Origin of the sequence: Sandarakinorhabdus oryzae, from assembly GCF_009733735.1 — a bacterium.
Lineage (GTDB): Bacteria > Pseudomonadota > Alphaproteobacteria > Sphingomonadales > Sphingomonadaceae > Sandarakinorhabdus > Sandarakinorhabdus oryzae.
Map to the genome: position 1 here is coordinate 1 of NZ_WNJP01000250.1, position 2,928 is coordinate 2,928.

General features: G+C 68.3%; 1 protein-coding gene. It reads right to left on the reverse strand.

Going from position 1 to position 2,928, the window contains the following annotated elements:
* On the reverse strand, positions 1–2,928 hold a 2,928-nt coding region (locus tag GJ693_RS15075), incomplete at both ends, for a beta strand repeat-containing protein (protein WP_156257074.1).

Genomic DNA, 2,928 nt, shown 5'->3' on the forward strand with positions numbered 1-2,928 from the left:
CGTCGCCGCGCCGCCGGCCGTGACCGTGATGCCCTGCGCCGCCGTCGCGCCAACGATACCAACGGTCGCTGCCGCCGTGTCGGCCGCCACCGCCAGCGCCCCGCGCGAGGCAAGGCTGCCGGCCGAGACATTGCCGGTGGTGGCGGTGATGGACACGTCGCCGGTGCCGGCATTGGCATCGGTGTTGCGCGTCGTCAGGTCGTTCATCGTCACCGATGTGCCCTGCACGGTCAGGCCGTTGTTGATGCTCATCGGCCCGGTGATCGCCACGGCACCGGTCGCGGTCAGGCTGGTGGCGCCGGTCAGCGTGATCGCCGCCCCGGGTCCGGTCGAGGACAGGGTGAGCGTGCTGCGCGAATCGATGCTGCCGGTCTTAATCGTGCCGCCATTGCTGGCTTCGGTCAGGCTGATGGCGCCGGAACCGGCCTGGCCAATGATCTGCTGCACATCGATATTGCCGGCCGACAGGGTGAGTGCGCCGCCGCTGGCCAGGGTGACATTGTTGTTGAAGCGGATGGTGCCGCTGGTGTCACTGGCTGTGAAGTTCAGCACCCGGTTGCTGGTCAGCGCGCCGGTGAGCGTCAGGCTGCGGGTGAAGCCCAGACTGCCGGTGCCGGCATTGAAGGTGAGGCCAGCAGCGTTGGCCACGGTGAGGTCGCGCGCCGCGGTGAAGGTGAGATTGCTGATGTCGAGCGCCCCGCCGGCGGTGCGCGTGAACGACAGATCCTGCGTCGAAACGATGCTGTTGCCCACGGCATAGCTGTCGGCGGTCAGGGTCATGTTGCCCTTCTGGCCGGTGGCGCCGTCAAAGGCGGTCAGCGCATCGTTGAGCAGCGCATCGCGGGTGCCAAAGCCACCGGCATCGTTCACGGTCAGCGCGCCGGTGGTGAAGATGGTGATGTTGCCGTTGGCCTCGATACGGTCAGCCGTCACGCCGGTCGGCCCGCTCGCCGCGCCGTCGTTGATGGTGATGCCGCCGCGGGCGCGGACATCGGTGGCGGTCACCGCGCCGGCCGTGGTCATGATGATGTTGCCGGTGGCGCCGACGCCGGCCAGCGACAGGCTGGTGCCCGACAGGGTGACGCCGCCACCCTTGGCCGTGATGTCGCCGCTGGCGGTAAGGCCGGTGGTGGCATTGAGCAAAACTGCACCATTGCTGGCCGTCGCCGACACGATGGAAAGCGAATTGGCGTCGGTGACGCTGACGCTGCTGCCGGCCAGGGTGACGGTGCCGGCACTGTTGTCGATGCTGCCGGTGGTCAGCGCGCCCGTCGCCGTGAGGGCGACGCTGCCGCCAGTGACCAGGCTGCCGGTGGTGATCAGGCCGGCATTGGAGAGGGTGAGCCCGCTGGTGATGCTGACATTGCCGAGCCGGATGTCGCTGGCGGCACCGGGGGAGACGGAATCGATGGTGAGGTTGCGCGCCGTGATCGCGCCCAGGTTGACCGCACTGCCGTTGCCCACGGTGACGCTGACATCATTGAGCTTGCCGGCCGGCGCAGTGACGCCGGTAATCAGCGCCGGGCCAGAGCCTTGCGTGCCGATGCTGCCCGATGCGGTCAGCGTGATGCCGCGTGCCGTGCCGGCGTCGAAATCGGCATCGCCGCTGTTCGATCGCAGCGTGCCGCCGGCCGTGCTGATATTGCCGTTCGCCGCGGTGACGCTGATCGCGCGGGCTGCGGTGATGCCGCCAGCGCCGATGGACACATTGCTGCCCGCGCCGCTGCCGCCGGTGACGGTGACATTGCCGCCCGAGGTCAGGCCGTTGACGCCGACGGCGCGATTGCCGGCGACGTCGATGCTGCTGCCGCTGGCGGTCAGCGTGCCCGACATGGCGATATCGTTGACAGCATTATCGGCCGGGGCCGCCGGCATGGCGATCGGCACCTGGCCGCCGGCATCCGGTGTGCCGGCGCGCAGCACGATGCCTTTTTCGGTTGCGACAGCATGGGTGGCGGTGATGGTGCCGGTGACGTTCAGCAGCGATTCCGTCAGCGTGGCGCGATTGGCAACAGCGGCAAACACCCGCGCGCCATTGATGATGCCGCCGGCAATCAACTGGCCATTGGCCAGGTCGCTGCCTTCGGCGATGTTCATCTGAATGAGGCTGTTCTGCGTCAGCTGCACCGAGGCGCTGCGCGCCACCACGAAGCCGATGTCGCCACCCGCCGTGATGTTGGGATCGCGCGGCGCGATCGCGCCCTTCTCGATATCGATGCGGCGGGCGACCAGCAGCACGACGCCGTTGATGCCGGTGATGTCGGCGCCGGGGTCGCTCCCGGTGCCCGCGCTCAGGCGGATGATGCCGGCCTCTGGCGGGCCGCCGGCCACGTTGGTGAACGGCACCGCGTTGGCGCTGGCAAAGGCGCCGCCGTTGACGAAATCGGTGAAGGCCGTGTTCGACACCCCCAGCGTGGAGGCCACGAAGCCCGACATGTTGGTGACGCTGGACTGCGGGCCGAAGATCACGCCATTGGGGTTGACCACCCAGATCATGCCGCCATTGGCCGCGTTGCCGCTGCCCTGCAACAGGCCGTCGATGGCCGTGTTGCTGCCGCCGGTGACGCGGTTCAGCACGGCAAAGGGATTGCCGCCATTGTTGTTCGCGAAGGTGACCGTGCCAGTTTCAGTGGCGCTGCGGCCAATGTTGAAGCTCTGCCAATCGATGATGGCGGCATTGCTGCCAACCCGGATCGTGAGGAATTCCTGGTTGTTGTTGCCGCGGGTGATCTGGTTGGCCTGATCGATGACGGCCGTGGTGAAACTGTTGGGTGCCTGACCGTTGCGGAAGCCGAACTCCACGGCGCCTGCGCGCAGCGTGCCGCCCGATGGCACGGCGACCTGGGCAAGGCCGGGCGCCGCTGCGGTGAGCAGGGCAAGCGCGCCGGCACCGGCCAGCAGCTGGCGGCGGTGGGTGATGTGGCGGTG